The organism is Bacillus sp. FSL W8-0640 (assembly GCF_038007725.1).
Taxonomy (GTDB): Bacteria; Bacillota; Bacilli; order Bacillales; family Bacillaceae_G; genus Bacillus_A; species Bacillus_A cereus.
In genome coordinates, this window is record NZ_JBBOXT010000001.1 from 5,184,911 (window position 1) to 5,209,310 (window position 24,400).

The following is a 24,400-nucleotide window of genomic DNA, read 5'->3' on the forward strand; positions in this document are numbered from 1 at the left end:
TTTCTTATCTCTCAGGATTACTACCTGCAGGATTTGGCACAATTCCGTTATACGGCTGTTGCCAAGGTTTCATCGGGCCTGTCCCTCCACCTTTTCTTGATAAGACTATGCAATTACCGTTGATTTTATAGCAATAATTTCCTAATGTCAAACATTTTTCTGAATGTTCTAAAATAAATGTTAACAGTTTCATATAAAGCAACAAAAGAAATATATTCTAGTCTATTTCAAAAAAGACCTTTAAAAACCTCAAATCAGTCTATAAAATTAAATAAGTAATTTAACCTATAAATTCAAATTCCCCTAAAGTTAGCCTATATATTGAATAGGCCATCTTCTCAAAAAGATACTATATATATTCAATCCATTTTTCACTAGTATATTTCACTTTTTTACCTACTAAGATTTACATAACGGAGGTATAACATGACAAATAAAAAAGATATGCAGTACATACTTGCTCTATATGGCATTCTTCTAGGATCTATAGTAGGAGCTACAGTCTGGTTATTTTTAGTCACAATAAATATTGGAATCCACTTTATTTGGGGATACTTGCCTGAAGTTCTCTCTTTTCCCTCTTATTACACCCTTTGCGTAACAATAATTGGCGGGGTCCTTGTTGGTCTATCACAAAAACATTTCGGTACATACCCACGCCTTATGCCTGAAGTGATGGCTGAATATAAAAAAACTGGTCGAATCGAATATCGCTTTGTCCATCAGGCTACTTTAACAGCGATTATTGTTTTAATTTTCGGTGCTAGTCTTGGTCCAGAAGCCGCACTAGTTGGAATTATAGGCGGACTGTGCACATGGGTAGGGGATCGCTTTAAATTTGCCTTAAAGGGTATGAATGAGCTAACCGAGATCGGAATTGGAGCTACTTTAAGTGTCATTTTTAACGCACCATTATTCGGTTATTTAGCACCAAATGAAAATGAGGGGGAACAAATTGCTGCTTTTTCTAAAGGAAAAAAGGCGATTGTATACTTAGCTACTACTTTCGCAGGTTTTTCTGTTTATTTACTACTGAGTAAACTCGATAATCGTGGATCCTTTATTGTTGATTTTGGGGAAGGTGCACTTTCTTTCAATGAATGGATCGCATTTCTTCCACTTGCTAGTATCGGTGCTATAGTTGGTTTCTTTTATTTCAAGTTAGAATTCACATTAGAGAAGTTAATTCACCCTTTTAGGGAATACAAACTGACACTCGGAATTATCGGTGGTATTTTATTAGGAATTGCGGGAACTTTTCTTCCGTACACATTATTTTCAGGGGAACATCAATTAAAAGAATTAGTTGTTGAATGGAGCCATTTATCTTTTTGGATACTACTTCTTTCAGGGATTTTAAAGTTGTGCATTACTGCCGTTTGTTTGAACACAGGGTGGCGAGGTGGACATATCTTCCCAATTATATTTTCCGGGTCAAGTATCGGATACGCTGTAGCATCTATTCTTCCTATAGATCCAGTAGCATCTGTTGCCATCGTAACGACAGCAATTTCAAGCTATGCGTTACGAAAGCCAATAGCTATAACATTACTATTACTTATGTTTTTCCCGCTTAATTTACTATTGCCCATGCTTGGTGCAGCTGCTATCGGGAATGCCTTTCCGCTGCCAAAACATAACGAAAATAAAAATTAATAAAAATAGGCAGTGGGGATGAAAGCTCCACTGCCTATTTTTTTATTACACATGCTGCTTTAATAACGCTTCTAACTCCTCAAAATTATGCACTTCATATGTCGGTATAATCCCACTATCATTTAATTTCCTTTCTGGATTAAACCAACAAGTATCAATTCCCGCTACATATCCACCTTTAATATCCGCGCTTAATGAATCTCCAATAATCAGCCCTTCTTCAGGTGCAAAGTTAGGAATCCGTTCAAAAACATAATCAAAATACTCTTTCATCGGCTTTTGAAAACCTGTATCTTCCGAAACAAAAACATCTTTAAACAATGAATGTAACCCTGCATTACGCAAACGTTTATCTTGCGTCTTAGAAACACCATTTGTCACTATATACAACTCATACTCCCCTTGAATTTGATTTATAAATTTAAACGCACCTTGCATGAGTTGATTTCCTTCTTCTAAGTAGTTACGGTAATTATTTTCGAATAATATTCCGTCTACTTCTTCTCCATACTCTTTAAACAACAGAGAGAATCGTGTATTTACAACTTCATTGCGTGATAGTTCACCTTTTTCAAAAGCATCCCAAAGACCTTTATTTATTTTTTTATAACGAGCCTCTATCTCGTCTGTTAAAGGGATTCCCTTCTCTTCAAAAAGCACCCGTAAAGCCACTTTTTCAGCCTTTTGGAAATCTAATAATGTATCATCTACATCAAATAGCAATGTTTTATATTTTTTCATAAACTCATCACACTCTCTTTTCTACAAAAACAAATTTACATAAATCGTATCATTCCTTCTTGTAAAGATAATAGGAGATATCTCATACTATACATAGGGGTGAAAATATGAAAATCAGCAAAAATGAGGAAGAAATTTATCAATACATGCAAATCCATCAATTCCATACCCTATTTTCATTTCATGTCTTGCCATATGTAGAGCTACATTCTTTTCAAACGAAAGAGATGATATGTAGCGAAGGAAATACTCTCCCTTATCTCTATTACTTAATTTCTGGGAAGGCAAAAATATATATGAGTCATAAAAACGGGAAGGTTTCATTAATTAATTTTATTCAAGCACCATCTTTTATCGGGGAATTAGGATTAATAGGAGTAGAAAATATTACTAAGTCCGTTGAAGTACTAGAAGATTGTGTGTGTTTGGCACTTCCTCTTAAAGATTGTCAGCAACTTTTATTACAAGATGCAACGTTTTTACAGCACTTATGTAAATTTATTGGAGAAAAGACAATTACTCGCACTGAAAATTACGCAAAAAACTATAGTTATCCTTTTGAAAATCGATTAGCTGCTTTTATTTTATTAACAGAGCAAAATAATTGTTATATAGAAAAGCATACCGAGGCCTCGGAATATTTAAATGTCAGCTACCGTCATCTTTTATATGTATTAAATCAGTTTTGCCAACAAAATTATTTAAGAAAAGAAGGCCGAACATATTATATACAAGATCGAAATACATTAGAAAAACTTGCTGATGAACTAAAAATATAAAAAAACAGCATTAACGTTTACATGTTAATGCTGTTTTTTCGAGTGACGATTATACTTTTAATTAAAATTTACTTGCTACTTTAGCTGCTTCTTCAAGACCTGCAGCAATGATTTCTTCTGCTTTATCTGGGAATTGGTTATGCCCTTCAATAACTACTGTTTCCATGTTTGTTGCGCCGAAGAAGCCCATCATACTTGCTACATATTTAACAGCCATTTCTACCTCAGCTGCTGGACCTTCTGAATATACGCCGCCTCTTGCATTTAATAATGCAATCTTCTTATCTCCGATTAGGCCAACTGGACCCTCTGGCGTATATTTGAACGTTTTACCAGCACGGTTTAAATAATCAATATATGTGTGCAATACTGCTGGAATCGTTAAGTTCCATAATGGGAAGCCGAAAACAACTTTATCAGCTTCTAGGAATTGATTTAAATACTTATCAGCAACTGCTACTGCTTTTGCCTCTTCTTCTGTTAAATCAAATCCTTTACCTACCTTGAATGTACCATTAATCATATCTACGCCTACATATGGTAATTCTTCTTTATATAAATCAAGTTCTACTACTGTATCATTTGGGTGTGCTTCTTTATAGTTTGCTAAAAATGCCTCATATAATTTTACACTAACTGCTTGTTCCGCTGGACGGTTATTTGCTTTAACGAATAAAACTGTTGCCATTATTTATTCCTCCTAGTACTCACTCTTATGTTGTTATATGCTTTCAAAAAAGGTATCCCTTGTAATTGTTGTTTTGTTGCTTACAAACATATTTTATCTTTATATAATGACAATTTCGTCCTCACATAGACGTATTTTTCCATAAAAAAAGTCCACCTTCCAAAGGCGAACTTGGTCTTACGACTTTCGTCTTATACAATTCCATTTTTCACTGCATATAATGCCGCTTGCGTACGATCAGATAAATTCAACTTACTCAAAATGCTACTTACATGCGCCTTAACCGTCTTTTCTGTAATAACTAAAACAGATGCAACTTCCTTATTGCTCATCCCTTTCGCTAATAGCTGCAATACTTCATTTTCTCTCGCTGTTAGCACATCCACTTGAATAGAAGGTTCTTCTTCCTTTTCTTCTACAGGTAATGTTTGAGAGAGAAGAGCATTTGCTATATCCGGATGTAATTGAATATTACCTTTATATGCGCTTCGAATAGCCTCAACAAGCTGATCTGGTTCTACATCTTTTAAAATATACCCACTTGCTCCAGCCCTTAATGCAGGTAACACATGCGCCTGATCAGAAAAGCTAGTTAATACAATTACTTTCACATTTGGATACTCTTTTTTAATATATGCCGTCGCCTCAACACCATCCATTTCAGGCATGTATAAATCCATTAATATAACATCGGGAGTTGTTTCTCCTACTTTCACTAACGCTTCTTTCCCATTATTCGCTTCTCCAACTAACTCTAAATCTTCCTGTGTACTTAAGAAAAATGCTAATCCTTTTAAAACGACTGTATGATCATCAACTAACAATACTTTTATTTTCACAAACTTCCCTCATTTTCACATCATAATGGTACATTTACTTTTACGCTCGTTCGTTTATTACTACTTACAATTTTAATTGTTCCACCAACTAATTCTACTCTTTCACGCATCGTAGTCATACCTAGTGATTTCTTTTCTTTTATATTCTTTTCCACAAATCCCTTTCCTTGATCAACTATTTCTAATGATACATTTTTCTCATTCACTGTAAAATAAATCGTCGCTTCTTTTATACCTGCATGCTTACTTACATTGTTCAGTGCTTCTTGGCCTATGCGCCACAAAGCTTCTTCTACTACACGAGGTAAATCACGAACACCCGTAACTTGCTCCCTAATTTTCAGTCCCAAATTTTCACCGTACTGCTTTAGAGCTGGCAATAATCCTTTTTCTAATCCCGCCGGACGAAGCTGCCAAATTAATGTCCTCATTTCTTTCAAAGCTCCTTGCGCAAGTTCACGCATCTCATGCAAAGATTGATCTACCTTTTCATTTTTACCTTTTAAAACTGCCTCGGCGCCTTTTGTCATGAAGGTTAATGAAAATAATTTTTGCGAAACAGAATCATGTAAATCTCTTGCTAACCGATTTCTTTCTTCCATTCGCACAAGTTCACGGCGCTGCTCGTTTAACCTCAAATTCTCTATTATTAACGAAACATGGTTCGATAATGCTTGAATTACGTCTATTGTATTAGCATCAAACTCTCCATTATTCAGGCTAACACATAAAACACCAAATATATGGTTTTGAATATGTATTGGTGTAGCAATAACAGCTCGATTTAGATGTACATTATGTCCTATTTGATGTTTTATTAGAACTGGTTCATCTTGTTCTAACGCCCTCTTGGCCGCCTCTTTTATATCCTCTTTTAACTCTTCCTGAACGTAAGACGCTCGCAGAGATAATTCTTTTTCCTCCCTAATAAAAAGCGCTACTTGATTCCATTGAAATACTTCACCTACGTGATTTACCACTTTTTCAGGTAGTACATTAAACTTATGAATCGTTTTTAAATCTTGAATGAAACGCTCTAATTTCACATAATAATGTGCTCTTCTCTTTTCATTTTCATATAATTTTGTTCGCTTTAAAGCCGTACCAATTTGGAAGGCAACCGATTGGAGTAATACTAATTCTTCTTCTGAAAAATGTGTTTTACCCGGACTTGCAACATTTAACAACCCAAATTTTTCTCCCCCAGCTTTTAAAGGAACCGTAGCATGATGAAGAATGCCCTCCGTATCCCCCCAATTATATTCAATTGCATTATTAATTCTTTTACATTCAATAATATTAACGGCTCTCTCTAATTTTCCATCTACAAAACCTCGTAAACACCAACATTCACCTTCGCACATCGGGCGTTTATTTTCATATGTAAGTGCCTCTGGTAATTGATAATCAATTAACTTCGTATACTTCCCATTTTCATCCGCAAGAAAAATCCATCCTGTCGTTAAACCTGTTACACTTAGTAATTTCTCTAGGACAGCTTGCAATACATGATATGTATCATTTGATGTATTTAATGTTTCTGCAATTTCCTTTAATATAACTAATTCATTTGTACGATTATCTCGAAACATACTCAGTCTCCTGCATACAAGATTTTAAATAGCTCTTAAAATAAATCATCTACTTTTCACTTTGTACTTATTCGTAACATTGATATAATGGTGAGAACATAGTTTTCATTATATCACTCGAGGGGGCTTTCATAATGACATTAAATAAAGCACTTACTATCGCTGGTTCTGACACAAGTGGCGGTGCTGGTATACAAGCAGATTTAAAAACATTCCAAGAACTGGGCGTATACGGAATGACATCTCTTACAACAATCGTAACGATGGATCCACATAACGGTTGGGCACATAACGTATTTCCAATCCCAGCTTCTACATTAAAACCACAATTAGAAACAACAATTGAAGGTGTTGGCGTAGACGCTTTAAAAACAGGTATGCTTGGATCAGTAGAAATTATTGAAATGGTTGCAGAAACAATCGAAAAGCACAATTTCAAAAATGTAGTAGTTGACCCTGTTATGGTATGTAAAGGTGCTGATGAAGCATTACATCCTGAAACGAATGATTGCTTACGTGACGTTCTTGTTCCAAAGGCATTAGTTGTAACACCAAACTTATTTGAAGCTTACCAATTAAGTGGCGTAAAGATTAATTCTCTTGAAGACATGAAAGAAGCAGCGAAAAAGATCCATGCTTTAGGTGCGAAATACGTCCTAATTAAAGGCGGTAGCAAACTTGGTACGGAAACTGCAATCGACGTCCTATATGATGGAGAAACATTCGACCTTCTAGAATCAGAAAAAATTGATACGACAAATACACACGGCGCAGGTTGCACATATTCTGCTGCAATTACAGCAGAACTTGCAAAAGGAAAACCTGTGAAAGAAGCAGTAAAAACTGCTAAAGAATTCATCACAGCTGCTATTCGTTACTCATTCAAAATTAACGAATACGTAGGTCCAACTCACCATGGTGCATATCGTAAATTTGTTGTATCAAAAGAACTTGTCTAATATATAAATAAAAAACACTCACAAAGTTCATACATTGCCTCTGTGAGTGTTTTTTATAAGCTTTATGTCTTCTGGTCATCTTATCTTTAAGATACAGAGCTGACCTTATTCCTACCATTTCGTTTCGAGTAGTATAACGCATCATCCGCCGCTTGAATAAATTGCTCCGGTGATTCTTCATATTCTGAAACCCCCACCGAAACAGTAATTTTTATTTTCGTTTCATCTAACAATTGAAATGAGTGACTTTCAACAGCTGTACGAATTTGCTCGCCCGTAAGAATTCCGTAAGCTAATCCCTTATTCGGTATCAAAAGCGCAAACTCCTCTCCACCCTTTCGAAAAGCCAAATCTGGAAATTGTGAAGTTTCTCGTAAAATACATCCTACTTGTTTTAGCACTTCGTCCCCTGCAGGATGCCCGTACGTATCATTTACATACTTAAAGTGGTCAATATCTATAAGTAGTAAACAAAACGAATCATTTTTCATGTTCTTATTACTAATATGACGATTCATCTCTAAATCAAACTGTCTTACGTTTCCTAAACCTGTCAATGCATCTATCGTTGCGTATTGTTTCATCTTTTGAAATAACTCATTGGATTGTAAAACATAATTTGCACTTATGAATGTTATGTAACCTGTAATAATACTAGAAATTAAATATAATCCCACTATGTGGATCTCTTTAATTAACCATATATATAACGCTGGGATTAGAATAGATAAAATATATGTGTGTAACCATACCCACTTTCCCCCTAAAGAAAGCTTCATGCGCGAAATAAAGATACTCCCTATTCCTATCGCAATGATTGTATAAAAAGCCACTTGAGAAGCTAATGAATAATCCATAAACAACAGCCTAGTTACTAAAATCATACCAATTGTTATGGTACTCGCTATCGGTCCTCCAATAATAACAGCTAGAATAACAGCTAAGTAGCGTAAATCCAATAGAATGGTACCAACACGAACACTGAAATACATTAATACTATACCTAGTATCCCAGTAAAAATGCCTACTACACATTTCTGCCCAAAAGAGAATCCTTCTTTTAACGGCTTATCCCTTAAAAGCTGACCTCCAATAAAAATAAAGGAAAGAATAATTGTTGTATTTACAAATAAGTCCCTTAACATAAAATAATCTCCCTACTTTTCCATCTATCCCCTTCCTCACCTTATTGTATACGAAATACCTTTAATTCCCAAATATTTTGTTTATTTTTGCTGTTCCACGTGAAACAGCAAAAAAATAAAAAGGGCGAAAACTCGCCCTTTTTCATTAACAACAGCGTGATATTTTTCCACCCTTTGCATTAAATCTTGCTTCTTGTGCCTCAGCAAAAAATTGCTTTTGACATACAACCTCTTCTTCAGGATGATGCTTTTTCATATGCTCCACATATACTTCATAACTTGGTACCCCAACGAGCAAACTAATAAAGCGTTTTCTTTCACCCCATACTTGCCACAACTTTTTAAGCATAGTTCCTCGACTCACTTTCATCTCTAGGAATATATGGTGCCTCTTTTAACGGCATTGGCTTATTTCTTAATACTTGGATCCAAATTCGAAGTGCTGAAATTAACACAGCGATTACAACTATCATAAAAATTCCGCAAAGCGCTGCATCGATATAATCATTGAAAATAATTTGCTTCATTTGAGCAACATTTTTTGCTGGCGCTAACACTTTTCCCTCATCTAATGCTCCCTGAAATACCTTTGCATGCGATAGAAATCCAATTTTAGGATTTTCATGAAATAGCTTTTGATATCCCGCCGTCATCGTTACAATCAGCAACCCGACAGTTGGAATAAGTGTTACCCAAACGTATGCCTTTTTTCCCATTTTGAACAAAATTGTCGTTCCAAGTAATAATGCAATACCTGCTAGCATTTGATTTGCAATACCGAAAAGTGGCCATAATGTATTAATTCCACCGAGCGGATCTATTACCCCTTGGTATAAGAAATATCCCCACCCTAATACACATAATGTTGTAGCAATTACATTCGCTAATGTAGAATCCGTTTTCCCAAATGGCTTATATACATGCCCTAAAATATCTTGAATCATAAATCGGCCGACACGCGTTCCGGCATCAATTGTTGTTAAAATGAATAGAGCTTCAAAGAGAATCGCAAAATGATACCAAAATGCCATCATGGCCGTTCCACCTATTACTTGTGAGAAAATATATGCCATACCTATCGCTAATGTTGGCGCACCACCTGTACGTGATAAAATTGTTTGCTCTCCAACATTTACAGCGAGATCTTTTAGTTCATTTGGTGTAATAGCAAATCCCCATGAGGAAATAACTTGAGCTGCCTGCGAAACATCTGTACCGATAAGTGATGCGGGGCTATTAATTGCAAAATACGTTCCCGGTGTTAATACACAAGCCGCAATCATCGCCATCGCTGCTACAAACGACTCCATTAACATTGCTCCATAACCGATTGGCTGTGCGTGTCCCTCTTGCTCGATCATCTTCGGCGTCGTACCTGATGAAACGAGAGCATGGAATCCAGACACTGCACCACAAGCAATAGTAATAAATAAGAACGGGAATAAGTTTCCAGAAAACACAGGACCAGTTCCATCAATAAATTTCGAAACTGCTGGCATTTGTAAATCTGGTGCTACAATTAAGATACCGATTGCTAACCCTACAATTGTTCCGACTTTTAAAAATGTACTTAAATAATCACGTGGTGCTAAAAGCATCCAAACTGGTAATGCCGATGCGATAAATCCATATACAATAAGCATAATAGCAATTGTTTCACCACTAAATGTGAACATACTTGCAAGTGTTGGATTTTCTGCTACATACTGTCCTCCAACAAGAGATAAAATAAGTAGGATAATACCAATTACTGATCCTTCTCCAACACGACCAGGCCTAATATAGCGCATATAAACTCCCATTAAAATAGCGATAGGAATCGTTGCTGCTATCGTAAACATTCCCCAAGGACTTCCGATTAGTGCCTTTACTACGACTAACGCTAATACTGCTAATAAAATAATCATAATTCCTAAAATACCTATCATTGCAATTAGTCCTGTAACAGGTCCAATCTCATCCTTAATCATTTCTCCTAACGATTTACCATTACGTCTCATCGAAGCAAATAAAATGACAAAATCTTGGACAGCCCCCGCAACAACTACCCCAACAATAATCCAAATGGTTCCTGGTAAATATCCCATTTGTGCTGCTAAAATCGGTCCTACTAAAGGTCCCGCCCCAGCAATCGCTGCAAAGTGATGTCCAAACAATACCCACTTATTTGTTGGAACATAGTCTTTCCCATCGTTTAATGTATGGGCTGGTGTTTGCCGATTATCATCTAAATTAAAAACCTTTCTCGCTATAAATCTACTATAAAAGCGATAAGCAACTGCATATACACATACGGCAGCTACTAAGAGCCATACAGCATTAATGGTTTCACCTTGTGATAAAGCTACTACCCCAAAAGCACCTGCTCCTACTGCTGTAATAATGCCCCAAAGTAAGATCGATTTCAATGTCTTCACATACAATTCCCCCAATACTATTTCTTAGTGGAGATTGTACTAAATTTTCTGAATATTTAACTTGAATCCTCCCTATCATGAAGGATTTTCAGTTTATCATGTTAAAATACTCTCATTACCTACTATAATTCAATGTTATTTCGAAGGCGTTTTACATAATTACGACTGACTGGAATCGGTTGCTCATCATACCTATCTAAATACAAATTATACGTGCCATTATAATAAGGTTTCAGTTCTTTTACATATGACATATTAATTAAATAGCTTTTATGTACACGTAAAAAATCATATACATTTAGCTTATTTTCTAATTCCTGAAGTGTATATGTTGAAATATACTGATTATTCGTTGTGTAAATTGAAACAGTTTTATTTTCTTTATTTTTACTTACATATACAATATCTTCTGGGAGAATATATCGTATACCCTCTTGACTTTCTATCGGTAGTTTCCGCAAATAACTCTTTGCTTTCTCACCTTGTTCTTTACCTATTTTATATAAAAGAAATTGTAAATCTTCTTCACGAAATGGTCGCAATAAATAATAAAATGCTTGGAAACGAAAAGCTGTAATAGATTCTTCTATGTTTTCACCTACAAAAATAAATTTTGTATAGCAATTTATTTCTCGTAATAAACTTGCATATTCAAAACCAGTACCATCTAGTAATTTGGAACTTAAAAAAACAAAGTCTGGTATATGTTTTTTCATCATAAATAAAGATTCTGTTCCTGTCTTTGCTTCAAAACATTCTACATTTCTCATATTTTCAGTGAAATTTTCAGCTAACTCTCTTCTCTCTTCTGCCTCTTCCATGATCAGTAAAATTTTCATTTCTTCAACCACCTAATTCTTTGTCCATATGTCCTGTTGTATACATTCGCTTTTATAAGAAATAATCCCTTTTTCTTACTATACCATTATTTATCTAAAAAAACAGAAAAAAGGAAACCACTTCGGTTTCCTCTCCCCTTTTATCCCGCACTAACTGCCTATAAAGATCCGAGTAGTGTAGGATAATAAACGGTCAGGGATACGTTTAAATTTTCACTTTATACTAATTCTCGTTGCTTCGTTTCCTGTCCAAGTATTATTACAGCGAATACACCAATTAAAATTGATCCACAAAAAATCGTAAATATTAATGATAGTGAAGCTTCTGAGGCAACTAAATATCCCACTAATAGTGGCCCAAGAATACCACCAATACGACCAAATGCCGCTGCCATTCCTGCACCTGTACCACGAATAACCGTTGGATACTGCTCAGGTGTATAGGCGTATAATGCTCCCCAAGCACCTAAGTTAAAGAAGGATAGTAACATACCTGCCACGATTAATACTGTTAATGAATCCGCAACCCCAAACAAATAAGCACTGCAAGCTGTCCCGATTAAATACGTAACCAAAACAAATTTACGACCGAGACGTTCAATAAACCAAGCAGCTGTGAAATATCCTGGAAGTTGAGCTAATGTCATAATAAGTACGTATTGGAAACTTTTTATTAAACTAAATCCTTTTAGCACCATTACACTCGGTAACCAAAGGAACATTCCATAATAGGAAAAAACAACACAAAACCATAGAATCCATAGCATAATTGTTGCTTTACGATATTCCCCAGACCAAACTGATTTTATATTTTCAATAACAGATGGCCTTTTTTCAACTTTTTGGAACCTTGGGGAATCCGGTAAATTCCATCTTAAATATAAAGCATATAATGCTGGAACTGCACTCAATACCATCGCAACTTCCCAACCATATTTAGGAATAACAAAATACGAGATAAGAGCTGCAATTAGCCATCCACCTGCCCAAAAACTTTCTAATAACACAACAATTTTCCCACGTTCATGCGCTTCAACACTCTCTGATACTAGTGTAGAGGCAACCGGAAGCTCTCCGCCAAGCCCCATACCAATTAAAAAGCGTAAAACGAGAAACATCGCAAGTGTTGTTGTTAATGCAGTTAAACCACTACCGATAGAAAATAATAATAATGTAATAATAAAGACTGATTTTCGCCCTATTTTATCTGATAGTATCCCAAAAATAAGCGCTCCTACTGCCATACCGATTGAGTTAATACTGCCTATCCAGCCCATTTCTTGCGTACTTAATCCCCAATCCTTTTGCAAGGCTACCATTACAAATGAAAGCATTCCAACATCCATTGCATCAAATAGCCATCCAAGCCCAGCTATACCTAGTAGTTTGCGCTTCGAAATTTCTTTAACCTTGCCCACTAGAAGTCCTCCTCACACAGGTGTCTTTACACATCATTTTACATGTGTGAATTGTATAAGTAAAATACTTTTGTGTAAAAAATTCTCCTTCATCATTCCCAAAAAGTAAAACGTCTATCCCGATTGGTGAGAGCTAATAATCTGTGGGGATGCCTCACTGATTAAAGTTTCAATTTATTAAAAATGAACAAATAAAAAAAGCAGCGATATTTCGCTACTTTTTCGAACGCATTACTTCTTTTAAAAATTCCGCTAATACTAACTGACGACGCCAGCGTGTTGGATTACTGCATAATCTATAAAACCACTCTAAATGAATCGCTTGAATCCATTTTGGTGCACGTTTTACCTCTCCAGCCCATACGTCTAAACTTCCACCTACTCCAACAGCCATTTTCGTTTCTAAACGATGCTTATTGTTTTGGATAAAGTTCTCTTGTCTCGGGAAACCAAGTGCAACAAGTAATAAATCTGGTTTTGCTTCTTGAATGCGAGAAATAATATTCTCTTCGTCTTCTTGTTTAAAATAACCATCTTGTATACCGGCGATGGATACAGCTGAATATGTCTTTGTTAAATGATCTGCTGCAGCTTGTACAACATGCGGCTTTGCACCTAATAAGAAAACAGATACCGGCTTACTATCTTCTGATAACTTCGCAAGTAAATTACACATTAAATCAAAACCTGCTACACGTTCTTTTAAAGGTGTACCAAGCATCCCGCTTGCCTTTACAACCCCAATACCATCAGGTGTAATTAAATCTGTATTCAATAATGTTTGATAGAACTTTTCATCCTTTTTTGCACACATAACAATTTCAGGGTTTGCTGTTACTACCTGAAACGTATGAGTTCGCTCCGCTTCTAGTTGTTCTTTTAAATATTGGACCGTTTCATCCATTGTCATTGTAGAAAAAGGAACGCCTAGAATATCAACTGTTTGTACTGCCATAGTTAACTATCCTCTCTATCATTACAAGTTTTTCGCTATTAATTGCTTATATGTTTCCTTTGTATCTTCATATAGTTTTTGAAGTGAGAAGTTCATAGTAGCATGCTCATAAATATGTTTACCCATTGCTGCTAACTCTCCAGTTTTCCACTTATCATACGCTTCTTCTAAAGCTAATGCTAATGCCTTTCCATCACCTGTTGGCACAATCCATCCGTAAGTTTCATCTACGATTAATGGTTCAATTTCTCCAGCCCTAGTCACAATTGATGGTACGCGTTGATTTGCCGCTTCTAATAAAACTAGTGGGAACCCTTCACTATGGGAAGTTAATAAATTTATATGTGACGACGCAAATAATTGTTTTACATCTTGACGATGTCCTAAAAACTCTACTTTATCGTTAATCCCTTTTTCAGTAGCTAATGACTTTAGATTTTCTTCTAATGGGCCATCGCCAACTAATAATACTTTAATTTTCTCTAATTTTGTTTGTTGTAACGCATCGAATAAAACTTCATGTCCTTTGACAGGATGTAATCGTGCTACTTGGATTGCCGTAAATACATCTTCATCAATATTGAACATTTCTTTTTTATTATAGCCTTCTGCTTTTTCCTTATCGTATTCAATTCCATTATAAATAACATGCATCTTTTCATTTGAAATACCTAATGCTGCCAGGCTTTTTTTCAATCTATTTGTTACAACGAAAAATAAGTCTATATTTTTTAAGGCTTTCAAATTTAATTTCGTAAAAATCCAACCTTTTAAGCCCTGTTTAGTAAAGTCTTGAAATGGATCACTATGAATAGTCGTTACCCATTTTGCCTTTATTCTCTTTTTCATTAAAGAAACATAGAAATTAGCCCTAGGGCCATGTGTATGAACTACATCAAATTTTTCTTTATTAATAAATTCACTTATATTCTTTAAAATGGATAAATCATAGCGCGATTTTTGTGAAAACACATGGACTTTTATCCCTAACTCCCTTGCTTCCTTCGCAACAATTCCATCTTCAAATACTGCTAATTCTACTTCACCAGTTGGAAACTGATCGAGAAGTGAAATAATATGTGTTTTCCCTCCTCCATCTTCTGCTCCTGCATTCATATGCAATATTTTCATATTTTTTCCTCCTTTAAATCCTCGCTACGTTTCCATCTATTTTTATTTTACTGTACTAAAAAATAAAAGCTAACAAAAGTTAGCTTTTATTTTTATCATTCAATTTCTAGGTCTACTATTAGATAAGCTAACACCACTACAAAGTAAATCCCAACTCCTGGTGCTGTTAAAATATGTCCTGCAATATAAGCAATACCTAACGCTAACAATAAGCTTGCTGAAATCATTCCATATTTTATATTAAATATGTCCTTAAATCTCGTAGCAAATGCTAGTAGAATTCTTAGCCCGTAATAAATAAATGGAATCATTAGTAATACAAAGCCAATAATCCCGAAATCATAAAACCAATCATGGAAGTCCATTTCAATTAGTTTTGGATCTGGCTGCTTTTGTTCATTGTATTTAAAGTTACCTGCATAACCCATTCCTAATAACTTTTGTGACATTGGCGCTTCTTTAAAGAACTGCTTATGTCTTTCTTCATATACTTGACGTCCACTGAAAATAAGATTTTCTTGATTTTCTTTCTTTTGCTCTTTCTCAAGCTCTTTCTTAACTTCCTCTTCTATCTTCGCCTTTTCTTCTGGCTTTTCAACTTTATGATGATTTTCTTCTTTTGCTTTAAGTTCTTGCTCTTTTTTCAGCTTCTCTTTAATTTCTTTTTCTTTTTGACCTTGCTGCGCCACATTTTGCTCTGATAAATAATTATTGTGAATACCCATATTTTGTGCTAATGGCGTTTGTTTAAACGTTCCGACTACACCAGCTAATAGGACAATAGCAATTACTGCATTAAGTGCAAGGGATTTTTTGTTCGGATTTTTTCTATCAAATAATAATTGTAGTAAAATAATCCCGATTGCTGCCACTAACGTAGCACCAATTGAGCCCATTCCTACTTTTGTACCAACTTGAATTAGCGAATAAATCATTAAAAGTGATGGAATCCAATATAAAATGTGTTTCCAGCTCTTTGTTTTTTGAATAGAATATAGTACTACAATAGGGAAAATAATAGCTAAGATTGAACCTAGTTCATTCCCTGCATAGAACCAACCTCGAGAACCAACCTTCATCCATTCATAACTACCAAAGTCAGTAGATGTTGAAATAGAAATAACCATAATTGCGTTAATGATTAATGTAGAATATACAATACTATTTCGAACCTTATCACTAATATTAACTGTCTTTTTCAATGATTTTAAAGCTAAAATGTATGATCCCAGCATGATATATATATATAATGCTTTCGCAACGAATTTAACCTCTTCACTAAGTACAATAGGATCCTTAACTAGTTTGTTATTAATAAATCCTATCCCTAAAACTCCGGCTAACAATATAAGATAAATTAAAAACTTTCTATTTTCCTTCTCTTTTGCCTGAATTAAAATGTAAATACCACCAACAGCCATAATAAGGAATCTTACTAAAATTCCAACGGTAGCATTTGACTTTAATAAAGTGATGCTAAGAGACGTTAATAAATCTAAAACAGGCTGTAAAATAATAAAAAAGAGCAAAAAATGCTCAAATCTAACCCTAGCTTGATTTGCTAACATTCCAAGACCTCCATACAAAATCTTAACATTATCTTTTAATCATAATTTTTTATCATTCAAACACACCTAGCAATTATAACATAACTCATATTCAAATCGAGAACTATTTTTCCAGCTAAAACTAGCCAGGACAAGTATTAATCAGTAATAGAAATTATCGTCCTTTAGCTATACTCCCCTATTTTTATAAAATCTATCTAACAACCACCCCCTTATTTTTGTCAGTATATAAATATTTTTTTATCATTTTATACAAATATAAATAACCTACCTATAATTGTAATGTTTTAACAAATAAACAACATCAAAAAATGTAAAATTAATCTTTTCATATCTTTTTCAAATTACTTTATGGCTATTTTCCAAACATTTTCAAACGCTTTCTTTATGAATTTTATCCGTTTTTCTACATGTAGCGAAAAGTAATTGTTATTTCCAATACTTTAGTGTATATTTTTTCTCTGGAACATCTTTAAGAGGAAGGGATTAAGGCCATGTTATTAATCGATATATTTACGTTTCTTGGCATTATCGCCGCTGCCATTTCTGGTACATTAGTTGGTTTAAAAAAAGATTTAGATTTATTTGGTGTCCTTTGTTTAGCTGTAGCTACTGCGCTCGGCGGCGGTATTATTCGTGATATCATGATTGGTAACCTGCCCCCTGTCGCATTTGTAAAACCCATTTACTTTTTCGTAAGTGTATTATCAGCATTATTTACTTGTATGTTTTTTGAGCGCATCAATAAACTTCAAGTCGTTATTATGCTTTCTGATGCTGTTGGCTTAGGTGTTTTTACAGCTATTGGTGCAAATGCGGCAATGTCACATCATGTTGACGCCTCATTTCTAGTTGTTTCAATGGGAGTCATTACAGGTATTGGAGGCGGTATTTTGCGTGACATTTGTGCTCAAGATATCCCTTACGTATTCCGAAAAGAGATTTACGCAATCGCTTCTATCTTAGGAGCAATTAGCTTCCTAATCACACACGCTATGGGGGCGCACGTGTTAGCTTTCTATGTTTGTTTATTAGTAACATTCATTATTCGTGTCGTCACTGTAATATATAATGTTCATTTCCCTGTTTTCTTTAAAACACATGCTAAAATTAATAAAGGCCATTAAGAGAATTCTAGATAGAATTCTCTTAATTTATATACTATTCAACGAACTAATATAGAGTAATTATATATAAGCATATATAATTACTCTATATTAGTTTTAAAATTGAAAACGTTTTATATACAGGGGGAAGAATGATGCTTGGGGTTTTCAAAAAAAATATTAATAAAACAAATGCCAGTATAATCGAATTAAGTAAGGACCAACAAATAACTTTTAATGTCCCTACTAATTCTGAATTAAAAATTCAAATGGATATGCTACATATTTCAAAAGAAGATTTACAAGTTGTAAAAGTACTACAGCCTTTTATTTATGCAGAAATTGATTGGATTACTGAAAAATTCTATGCCAACATTACAAAACAACCTAATTTAATTACTATTATTGAACGTTACAGCTCTATTCCAAAACTAAAACAAACTTTAAAAACACATATTAAAGAATTATTCAGCGGCAATATGCATGAAGATTTTATTGAACAGCGTGTTAGGATTGCCAAAAGGCATGTACAAATTGGTTTACATCGAAAATGGTATACTGCTGCTTATCAAGAATTGTTCCGCTCTATCATGAAGATTTTGCAAACAAAAATAACAACAATCGATGATTTTTCCTATTCTATAAATGTTATAAATAAATTATTTACTCTTGAACAAGAACTTGTTCTTGCAGCTTATGAATCTGAATATGAAAGAATGCAAAAAGAGCATGAGAAAGAAAAAGAACTAACTGCTATGACAATTACGCATATCGCAACAGAACTAGCTGCTGTATCTGAAAAAACAAGCTCTTCTATTCAAAAACTAACCGCCAAATCTGAAACTATTGTAGAGATTGCTAAAACAGGTACATCATTAGCTACAACATCTGAAGAAAAAGCCAATAAAGGGAAAGAACAATTAAACCAGCAAAACAAACGAATGGGATCTATTCAAATGAATATGGAAACGATTATTACAGATACTCATGAACTCCTTAATATTTCTAACAAAATTAATGAAATCATAGATATTGTTAAATCGATTGCGGAGCAAACCAATTTACTCGCACTAAATGCAGCTATCGAGTCTGCACGTGCTGGAGAATTTGGGAAGGGGTTTTCTGTTGTTGCTGGTGAAATTCGAAAATTATCAGAGCAAACGAAAGAATCTATATTTAACGTTACAAAGCTCGTTGAAAAAACAAATGAACAAATTACCCGTGTCTCGTCTTCCGTGAAACAAATTAGCTCTCTCGTATCGGAAGGAACGGATAGTATGTCAGCAACAGATCGATACTTCCAAGAAATTGTAAAAGATATGTCTAACTCAAAAGAACAGAATAAGAAAATTGAACACGAGCTACAAGCTATTTCACAAGTAATGAAAGGAATTCAAGATGATTCCTCACAAATGGCTCTAACAGCCGATAATTTACAACTAGAACTAAATCGATAAGATAAAGTGAAACTTTAATCAACGGGGGTTTTGTTCATCCCCCGTTGATTATCAGCCCTCACCAATCGGGCTTTTACGGGCAGCCCGCCCCCCACCTAACTTCTTTGCTTTCGCTGATTTTGAGGTGGGGGTCTTACTGCCTGGAAAATAGCGGGATCAAATTCAAGTCAGGCATACTTTTCATCTGCACTGACTACTAAATTTCATCTTCCATCAAAAAAAGAATCCAGAATGGATTCTTTTTATTTTCTGAAAAATATTTTTTGACAATACACATAACTCATATAAACACCAAAGCTCTGCAAAATGAACAATGCCGGCATAATTACATTGTAATATGCCATATCTACTTGAAAGAGCTTTAACAATACGTAGCCACTAATTAAAAATAAGAACAACATATATCCCTCATTTTGTTGTTTCTTAATAAGGAAGTGTAATAGAGCTATAGTCATAAACAATGTTACGGCTATATATATCAGTTTTTCACATTTGAAAAGAATAGAATTTACCCCTTCATCTGAAAACTGATTTATCATCGGCTCTAAAAGTTTAAATCTTTCTCCCTCAATCTCTTTTAACTTTTGATCAATATGCTCTGTTACACTTTGATTTTTCGATATTTTTTCTTCATGTTGCGTCTTTCCAATTAAAACAGATTGAACATACGTCTCATTTGAAATCGTATATTGTGACAATCCCATTGCCTTAATTCCATAATTCACACTAAAATGGGCACTATAAAATAGAATAAGTATCCCTATCATTTTTAGTAACACCTTTTGTTTCGTTGCTGATTGAAATACTTCGATTAATAATACATATACCGTAATAAAAATAGGAAGAAATAATCCCATTGGGAAAACCATATTACTAAATGCAAATAAAATCGCTGAAAACACCCACATATAAGGATGATCTAATCCTTTATATAAAAGTATGTAACAAGCAAAATAAAATAAAAATATTGCAAGTGATTCAGGAGTTAATACGGAACTCATGAATATATTTGGAATATACAGAGCATAAAAGATAGAAGCAATACGACCGCATTCTTCTCCAAAAACCATTCCCGCAATACGATAAATAAATAATGCTGTTCCTGTGCAAAATAGCACATTAAATAGTTGTAAAGCGAATAATGAATCACCAAATATACGAATAATTACCGACTCATATATAATAAAAGGCAAATGAGTTACAGTCCCTATATTATTACCAATTGCAATCTGCTTTGCAGACTCATACATCACTTTCATATCACCAATTATTGGAGCATCTACAAATAACAGCATACTAACCCTCACAACTATAGATATACTTATAAGAAAAATAAGAAATTGTTTATCTGTAAAACGATATTGTAGAATTGATGCCACTAACAAAATAAGTATGACGAAAATTGCTAATATGATTGTTACACTTGTTGTACTTCCTCCAAAAAATTGCTTACTTGTCTCAAATGCTGCCCAACAACTATAAACAAAAAATGCGAGCATCGCACCGATTGTAATTTTATTGAAGAAAGATGAAAAATTTGTTTGTATATGATTCATATGTCCATTGCACCTCTATTTCCATTCATAACAAAACGATTCTATCATGAATGGGGACACGGCTGATAGGGAATTTCTATGACAAATACATAGTCATTACTTTTTACTTGCAATGTAAGCGAATCCTCTTTTACACTACATTTTAGATAAAATAAATTTTCTTTCAGTTACATGAATACAAATACAGAAGTTTAAATAATCCTCTTTTGGAATACACTTTACTTCATTAAATATCTAATATGAGTAATCTGCTTACACATATTATTCTGATTGAAAACAGACTATAGGGGCTGAATATATGGAAAAGAAATTCATGCGAGAATCTAAAGCAATTAAGACAACACGTGTTTTTCCTAACGATTTAAATAATCACCAAACACTTTTTGGAGGGAAATTATTAGCAGAAATTGATAGTATTGCTTCAATTGCGGCTGCAAGACATAGTCGTAAACATTGCGTAACAGCATCTATTGATTCAGTTGATTTTTTAACTCCAATTCACCAAGCTGATTCTGTTTGTTATGAAGCATTTGTATGTTATACAGGGAAATCTTCAATGGAAGTTTTCGTAAAAGTAATCGCAGAAAACTTATTAGCAGGCGAGCGTAGAATTGCTGCTACTTGCTTCATTACATTTGTGGCAATAAAAGATGGAAAACCTTCATCCGTACCACAAGTACTTCCTGAAACTGAAGAAGAACATTGGTTACACACAACCGGTTTAGAACGCGCGGAAAACCGAAAAAAGGGACGTTTAAAAAGTAAAGAGATGGCTGAAGTTTTAACTTTAAGTAAGCCATGGAATATATAATACGATACTCTCACTTCATACATGCACAGGTTTATTTCATCCTTGCATGTATTTTTTATTGTAAAAAATTCCACCTCTTATCTTTTATTTACTGTTTGTCTCCTAAAATAATCCACCAGTTTTTCCTTTATTTTGCTATACTATTAATGGTATATTAGATAAGGTTCGTTTAAAAATAACTATAATATAATTAAGTATATAAGGGATGGTGCGATAATGTCTATTGAGGTACCAATTTCAATACCAAAAACGTTAATTATTATTCCTGCGTATAACGAGGAAGAAGCAATTGCAGATACATTAACAAGATTATTAAAACTAAAACAGCATTTTACAGAATTAAGCATTTGCGTTATTAATGATGGATCACATGATAAAACAGCTCAAATCGTAAATGATTTTCCTGTTCACCTTGTGAACTTACCATATAACCTAGGTATTGGCTCAGCTGTACAAACTGGTTATAAATACGCTTATGAGAATGGATATGATATTGCGATTCAGTTCGATGCTGATGGGCAACATAATCCTGATGATTTGTACAAAATTATAAAACCTATTGCTGAAGACCAATGCGATATGGTGCTAGGTTCACGTTTTACAGAGAAAACAGCCTATAAAGGTAGTATTTCTAGAAGAATTGGTATTTTTTATTTTACTGCTCTACTGAAAGTACTAACAAAACAAACCTTTATGGATCCAACTTCTGGGTATCGTGCTATCAATAGAGAAGTAATTAAGATTTTTGCACATAATTATCCAAAAGATTATCCAGAACCAGAAGTCCTTATTCATTTAAAAAAGAAAAAATTACGCATTAATGAAATATCCGTAAATATGCAAGAGCGTCAAGGGGGACAATCTTCTATCACACCTCTTAAATCTGCATATTACATGATTAAAGTAAGCCTTGCTATATTGATGCAAAAAATTGTGAAAGGTTGATAATAAATGCCTATAATTACCTTTTCATTTATCTTCATTCTATTATTATTTTTATTAATTATTAATTCCATTCGTCGTGGAGCTTTAGAAACTAAATATGCTATTTTATGGATTTTTGTTTGTGTTGCAATGGCTATTTTAAGTTCTACTGAAAAAATTATAAATTGGATTGGCCAACTATTACACGTAGAATATCCTCCATCTGTTTTATTCTTATTTGGACTATTATTCTGTTTCATATTAATTTTTGACTTAACAAGAAAAATTTCTAAATTACATCATCAACTTGTAACGTTAACGCAAGATTATGCGTTATTAAAGCAAAAATTAAAAGTAACGCAACCTGAAACCGATAAAGAATAGTTTTCTATTTAAATATGAATATATACAAAAAAACATCTTAATTTTTTAAAAAAATTAAGATGTTTTTTATTGCAAACTATTTTTTTCTAATTAATAATTTACTAATTTTCATAACAGTTGCCACGGTCCCAACTCCAATTATAATAAATAAGAATGGTATTAACGGTAATGCATATCGTTCATATGCAACATAAAAACATGTTAAAGCTGTTTGCAATAAAAGGATTGACCATAAAAATGTAGTCTCTCTCCACCTTTTTAAAAGGAAAATAAATGAAAGTACTGTACATATTAAAAACGTCGTCTTAATAAAATTATATATTTCATTCATATCCTTTGCAGAAACATTGAATACTTCAATATTATGCTCTATAGAATAATACGGTTTTTTCCAAAGAATTTCTGGCTTCAAAACTAAATAACTCTCTATCATAGATTCCTTATCAGTTTTCCACCATTCCTTCATTTTATCAATCGCTATTTTTTCTTCTAATTCCATAAATTCATGTGCTTCAAGATTAGGGTATTTTGCATGTAACTCTATTTCAAGTTCCCCCATATCCTTACCTTCTGGGTAACCTTTCCCTTGATACGTTCCAAGTAATAACGGATTCCCTGCCCCAGCAGTTAGTGGGATAAATTTATCAAATTGAATGTAATTGCGAGCCCACCATGGTCCAAGTACGATAAGTCCTATTCCTATGCTTATAATCGCTTGCTTCATCATAATACGGAATGGGTAGCGTTTCATTAAAAGATACCCAAATAGTAAGATTGGATATAAGGCAATTTGTACACGGAGGTACAGTGCTAAAAAGTAGAAAATTAATACAATCAGAAGATGTTTCGTTTTATGAGTATCAGCTAATTTTAAACTCCAATATACTAATCCTAATGAAAGGAATAGAAACGGTCCTTCTGTTAAAGTTAAATTTTCCATAACAATCTCTGGAGGATACACAGCTAATAAGAAAGCACCTATTAATCCTGCAGCAGAATTCAATAAATAAGTACCAATCTTATAAGTTAGCAAAATACTAAGTACCCCTAATAGGATAATAATTAATTTTGCTACAAAAAGACCTTCACTGCCATTTCCAAAAAAATAAAATACAACAGCTAATAAAGCTGGAAAACCCGGCATAATATGAATCGTTGGTTTATCTGGTTCATGATATGTTAACATCCCTGTTTCCAATAAAATATTTGCCGTTTTTTGATAACCTATATCATCGCTAGCTATAGATAGATCTGCACCATGTGTTTGTAAAGTTGCAAAACGAAGTGCAAAACCGACTATCATAATAATCCCTAAAAGGATTATATTAGATTTGCGAGTAAATCGCCCTAACATCTCATCTTCTCCCTTCAGATACATAATTTTCAAAATATATTTCTATATTTTTACAACACAATACGTTCTATAATAAATACT

General features: G+C 33.9%; 22 protein-coding genes, 1 pseudogene and 1 riboswitch. Of the genes and pseudogenes, 9 read left to right on the forward strand and 14 right to left on the reverse strand.

The window, feature by feature from the left end:
- Position 1: 1 nt before the first annotated feature.
- Positions 2-106: riboswitch (SAM riboswitch) on the reverse strand.
- Positions 107-426: 320 nt separating this feature from the next.
- Positions 427-1,656 carry a chloride channel protein gene (locus tag N2V80_RS26835; protein WP_000182464.1) on the forward strand — a complete coding sequence of 410 codons (1,230 nt, stop codon included), beginning with the start codon at positions 427-429 and terminating at the stop codon, positions 1,654-1,656.
- A 45-nt stretch (positions 1,657-1,701) separates the two neighbouring features.
- On the opposite strand, the gene N2V80_RS26840 is transcribed toward N2V80_RS26835, so the two are convergent.
- Positions 1,702-2,397 (reverse strand): YjjG family noncanonical pyrimidine nucleotidase, encoded by a 696-nt coding sequence (locus tag N2V80_RS26840; RefSeq protein WP_000760189.1) that lies wholly within the window; start codon positions 2,395-2,397, stop codon positions 1,702-1,704.
- Between the two features lie 107 nt (positions 2,398-2,504).
- Here N2V80_RS26840 and N2V80_RS26845 point away from each other — a divergent pair, with 107 nt between their 5' ends.
- Positions 2,505-3,176 (forward strand): transcriptional regulator YeiL, encoded by a 672-nt coding sequence (locus N2V80_RS26845; RefSeq protein WP_000703312.1) that lies wholly within the window; start codon positions 2,505-2,507, stop codon positions 3,174-3,176.
- A gap of 61 nt (positions 3,177-3,237) precedes the next feature.
- On the opposite strand, the gene N2V80_RS26850 is transcribed toward N2V80_RS26845, so the two are convergent.
- The 3 genes from N2V80_RS26850 to N2V80_RS26860 form a co-directional block, all read right to left on the reverse strand.
- On the reverse strand, positions 3,238-3,864 hold the full coding sequence (locus N2V80_RS26850; RefSeq protein ID WP_000246735.1) for an FMN-dependent NADH-azoreductase: 627 nt from the start codon (positions 3,862-3,864) through the stop codon (positions 3,238-3,240).
- Positions 3,865-4,055: 191 nt separating this feature from the next.
- Positions 4,056-4,703, reverse strand: a complete 648-nt coding sequence (locus N2V80_RS26855) for a response regulator (protein WP_000695813.1) — start codon at positions 4,701-4,703, stop codon at positions 4,056-4,058.
- A gap of 20 nt (positions 4,704-4,723) precedes the next feature.
- Positions 4,724-6,295 (reverse strand): GAF domain-containing sensor histidine kinase, encoded by a 1,572-nt coding sequence (locus N2V80_RS26860; protein WP_025966827.1) that lies wholly within the window; start codon positions 6,293-6,295, stop codon positions 4,724-4,726.
- 134 nt (positions 6,296-6,429) lie between these two features.
- Between N2V80_RS26860 and pdxK the strand changes: the two genes are divergently transcribed.
- Positions 6,430-7,254, forward strand: coding sequence for a pyridoxine/pyridoxal/pyridoxamine kinase (gene pdxK, locus N2V80_RS26865; protein WP_000174252.1), 825 nt, complete (start codon positions 6,430-6,432; stop codon positions 7,252-7,254).
- An 86-nt stretch (positions 7,255-7,340) separates the two neighbouring features.
- Here the strand turns inward: pdxK and N2V80_RS26870 are convergent, their stop codons facing one another.
- The 8 genes from N2V80_RS26870 to N2V80_RS26905 form a co-directional block, all read right to left on the reverse strand.
- Entirely contained in the window at positions 7,341-8,399 is a 1,059-nt protein-coding gene (locus N2V80_RS26870) for a GGDEF domain-containing protein (protein ID WP_000942900.1), read from the reverse strand.
- 145 nt (positions 8,400-8,544) lie between these two features.
- Positions 8,545-8,748: a YbdD/YjiX family protein gene (locus N2V80_RS26875; protein WP_000914504.1), complete on the reverse strand. Its 204-nt coding sequence runs from the start codon at positions 8,746-8,748 to the stop codon at positions 8,545-8,547.
- Positions 8,741-10,816: a carbon starvation protein CstA gene (gene cstA / locus N2V80_RS26880; RefSeq protein WP_061655691.1), complete on the reverse strand. Its 2,076-nt coding sequence runs from the start codon at positions 10,814-10,816 to the stop codon at positions 8,741-8,743. Before cstA ends, N2V80_RS26875 begins: the two co-directional genes overlap by 8 nt.
- A 122-nt stretch (positions 10,817-10,938) precedes the next feature.
- Positions 10,939-11,655 carry a LytR/AlgR family response regulator transcription factor gene (locus N2V80_RS26885; protein ID WP_000698257.1) on the reverse strand — a complete coding sequence of 239 codons (717 nt, stop codon included), beginning with the start codon at positions 11,653-11,655 and terminating at the stop codon, positions 10,939-10,941.
- A gap of 218 nt (positions 11,656-11,873) precedes the next feature.
- The gene (locus N2V80_RS26890) at positions 11,874-13,073 is read right to left on the reverse strand and encodes an MFS transporter (RefSeq protein ID WP_000521077.1); all 1,200 of its coding nucleotides are present in this window, start codon (positions 13,071-13,073) and stop codon (positions 11,874-11,876) included.
- Positions 13,074-13,287: 214 nt separating this feature from the next.
- Positions 13,288-14,028 carry a WecB/TagA/CpsF family glycosyltransferase gene (locus N2V80_RS26895; RefSeq protein ID WP_000290748.1) on the reverse strand — a complete coding sequence of 247 codons (741 nt, stop codon included), beginning with the start codon at positions 14,026-14,028 and terminating at the stop codon, positions 13,288-13,290.
- 21 nt (positions 14,029-14,049) lie between these two features.
- Entirely contained in the window at positions 14,050-15,159 is a 1,110-nt protein-coding gene (locus N2V80_RS26900; protein WP_061655692.1) for a glycosyltransferase family 4 protein, read from the reverse strand.
- Positions 15,160-15,254: 95 nt separating this feature from the next.
- Positions 15,255-16,727 (reverse strand): O-antigen ligase family protein, encoded by a 1,473-nt coding sequence (locus N2V80_RS26905; RefSeq protein ID WP_061655693.1) that lies wholly within the window; start codon positions 16,725-16,727, stop codon positions 15,255-15,257.
- A 494-nt stretch (positions 16,728-17,221) separates the two neighbouring features.
- On the opposite strand from N2V80_RS26905, the gene N2V80_RS26910 reads away from it, so the two are divergent.
- From N2V80_RS26910 to N2V80_RS30595, 3 genes and pseudogenes are all read left to right on the forward strand, one after another.
- The gene (locus N2V80_RS26910) at positions 17,222-17,854 is read left to right on the forward strand and encodes a trimeric intracellular cation channel family protein (protein ID WP_000924369.1); all 633 of its coding nucleotides are present in this window, start codon (positions 17,222-17,224) and stop codon (positions 17,852-17,854) included.
- A gap of 134 nt (positions 17,855-17,988) precedes the next feature.
- Positions 17,989-18,534: pseudogene (locus N2V80_RS30590) on the forward strand (protoglobin family protein); the annotation flags it as partial.
- A 54-nt stretch (positions 18,535-18,588) separates the two neighbouring features.
- Positions 18,589-19,290 carry a methyl-accepting chemotaxis protein gene (locus N2V80_RS30595; protein ID WP_370658441.1) on the forward strand — a complete coding sequence of 234 codons (702 nt, stop codon included), beginning with the start codon at positions 18,589-18,591 and terminating at the stop codon, positions 19,288-19,290.
- Between the two features lie 242 nt (positions 19,291-19,532).
- Here the strand turns inward: N2V80_RS30595 and N2V80_RS26920 are convergent, their stop codons facing one another.
- A complete protein-coding gene (locus N2V80_RS26920; protein WP_061655694.1) occupies positions 19,533-20,846 on the reverse strand; it encodes an ArnT family glycosyltransferase in 1,314 nt (437 codons plus the stop codon).
- A gap of 298 nt (positions 20,847-21,144) precedes the next feature.
- On the opposite strand from N2V80_RS26920, the gene N2V80_RS26925 reads away from it, so the two are divergent.
- From N2V80_RS26925 to N2V80_RS26935, 3 genes are all read left to right on the forward strand, one after another.
- A complete protein-coding gene (locus N2V80_RS26925) occupies positions 21,145-21,657 on the forward strand; it encodes an acyl-CoA thioesterase (protein WP_000412120.1) in 513 nt (170 codons plus the stop codon).
- A 216-nt stretch (positions 21,658-21,873) separates the two neighbouring features.
- Positions 21,874-22,602: a glycosyltransferase family 2 protein gene (locus N2V80_RS26930; RefSeq protein WP_000021476.1), complete on the forward strand. Its 729-nt coding sequence runs from the start codon at positions 21,874-21,876 to the stop codon at positions 22,600-22,602.
- A gap of 6 nt (positions 22,603-22,608) precedes the next feature.
- Complete coding sequence (locus N2V80_RS26935; protein WP_001121767.1) at positions 22,609-22,965, forward strand: DUF2304 domain-containing protein; 357 nt, start codon at positions 22,609-22,611, stop codon at positions 22,963-22,965.
- Positions 22,966-23,041: 76 nt separating this feature from the next.
- Here N2V80_RS26935 and N2V80_RS26940 read toward each other — a convergent pair whose 3' ends face one another.
- Positions 23,042-24,319, reverse strand: coding sequence for a glycosyltransferase family 39 protein (locus N2V80_RS26940; protein WP_000901470.1), 1,278 nt, complete (start codon positions 24,317-24,319; stop codon positions 23,042-23,044).
- Positions 24,320-24,400: the final 81 nt, after the last annotated feature.

Bases quoted from the DNA above. Each gene is read 5' to 3' on its own strand.
- N2V80_RS26875 (WP_000914504.1), bottom strand. From the start codon at position 8,748: ATGCTTAAAAAGTTGTGGCAAGTATGGGGTGAAAGAAAACGCTTTATT.
- N2V80_RS26940 (WP_000901470.1), bottom strand. From the start codon at position 24,319: ATGTTAGGGCGATTTACTCGCAAATCTAATATAATCCTTTTAGGGATT.
- N2V80_RS26925 (WP_000412120.1), top strand. From the start codon at position 21,145: ATGGAAAAGAAATTCATGCGAGAATCTAAAGCAATTAAGACAACACGT.
- N2V80_RS26860 (WP_025966827.1), bottom strand. From the start codon at position 6,295: ATGTTTCGAGATAATCGTACAAATGAATTAGTTATATTAAAGGAAATT.
- N2V80_RS26850 (WP_000246735.1), bottom strand. From the start codon at position 3,864: ATGGCAACAGTTTTATTCGTTAAAGCAAATAACCGTCCAGCGGAACAA.
- N2V80_RS26920 (WP_061655694.1), bottom strand. From the start codon at position 20,846: ATGAATCATATACAAACAAATTTTTCATCTTTCTTCAATAAAATTACA.
- N2V80_RS26935 (WP_001121767.1), top strand. From the start codon at position 22,609: ATGCCTATAATTACCTTTTCATTTATCTTCATTCTATTATTATTTTTA.
- N2V80_RS26840 (WP_000760189.1), bottom strand. From the start codon at position 2,397: ATGAAAAAATATAAAACATTGCTATTTGATGTAGATGATACATTATTA.
- N2V80_RS26910 (WP_000924369.1), top strand. From the start codon at position 17,222: ATGTTATTAATCGATATATTTACGTTTCTTGGCATTATCGCCGCTGCC.
- N2V80_RS26900 (WP_061655692.1), bottom strand. From the start codon at position 15,159: ATGAAAATATTGCATATGAATGCAGGAGCAGAAGATGGAGGAGGGAAA.
- N2V80_RS26905 (WP_061655693.1), bottom strand. From the start codon at position 16,727: ATGTTAGCAAATCAAGCTAGGGTTAGATTTGAGCATTTTTTGCTCTTT.
- N2V80_RS26835 (WP_000182464.1), top strand. From the start codon at position 427: ATGACAAATAAAAAAGATATGCAGTACATACTTGCTCTATATGGCATT.
- N2V80_RS26930 (WP_000021476.1), top strand. From the start codon at position 21,874: ATGTCTATTGAGGTACCAATTTCAATACCAAAAACGTTAATTATTATT.
- pdxK (WP_000174252.1), top strand. From the start codon at position 6,430: ATGACATTAAATAAAGCACTTACTATCGCTGGTTCTGACACAAGTGGC.
- N2V80_RS26895 (WP_000290748.1), bottom strand. From the start codon at position 14,028: ATGGCAGTACAAACAGTTGATATTCTAGGCGTTCCTTTTTCTACAATG.
- N2V80_RS30595 (WP_370658441.1), top strand. From the start codon at position 18,589: ATGACAATTACGCATATCGCAACAGAACTAGCTGCTGTATCTGAAAAA.
- N2V80_RS26870 (WP_000942900.1), bottom strand. From the start codon at position 8,399: ATGTTAAGGGACTTATTTGTAAATACAACAATTATTCTTTCCTTTATT.
- N2V80_RS26885 (WP_000698257.1), bottom strand. From the start codon at position 11,655: ATGAAAATTTTACTGATCATGGAAGAGGCAGAAGAGAGAAGAGAGTTA.
- N2V80_RS26845 (WP_000703312.1), top strand. From the start codon at position 2,505: ATGAAAATCAGCAAAAATGAGGAAGAAATTTATCAATACATGCAAATC.